Source organism: Sulfobacillus harzensis (genome assembly GCF_012933365.1).
GTDB lineage: Bacteria > Bacillota > Sulfobacillia > Sulfobacillales > Sulfobacillaceae > Sulfobacillus_B > Sulfobacillus_B harzensis.
Window position 1 is genome coordinate 1 of record NZ_JABBVZ010000329.1, and the last position, 582, is coordinate 582.

The window sequence follows — 582 nt, forward strand, 5'->3', positions numbered from 1 at the left end:
CGAAAATGCTTGTCGCAGGCACGGCGCATATGCACCCGTTTGAGTTTGCCGCTTTGGTAGAGCACGGGACTGGTGCCAGCCAGGGCTTGAGCCGCCTCCGCCAGCTCAAACCGGTCCCGGTCGGGACCGAACCCGGCCAGGAGACGAGCGCCCAGCGTGACGGCGACGCCAGGTACGCTCATCCAGAGGTCAGCATCCGGGTTCGCCAAAAAAAGCGCTTCAAGGTGTTTGCGCAACGCGCGATGCTCCGCCTGCAAGGCTTGCAGCTGGGCGACCAGCGCCCGGACCGCCCACACCTGGGCCCGGCGCTTGCCGGGCGAGGCCTCCAAGGCCCGTTGTTGCAAGGCGCCCCAGATGCGCGGCGCCTCCTGGGCTACCCGCGGGTACCGCTGTTGCCGCAACCAGGTCATCAGATCGGGCAGCGCGAGCTGGCGCGCCTCGACCGGGTGTATATGGCCAAATAGAAATGGCTCGTGCACACTTTTGGTGAAAGAGGAATATTGGCAACAAATGTCAAAAGGACATGCCACCTTTGGGAGGTGTGAACATGTCCTTGTTTAGTGTACCAGAGTATCCTGGGAT

Annotated in this window: 1 protein-coding gene; it reads right to left on the minus strand. The window is 62.5% G+C overall.

Annotated features, from left to right (window positions below; genetic code table 11):
• On the minus strand, positions 1–479 hold a 479-nt coding region (locus tag HIJ39_RS23340), incomplete at its 3' end, for a transposase (protein WP_338055282.1).
• Positions 480–582: the final 103 nt, after the last annotated feature.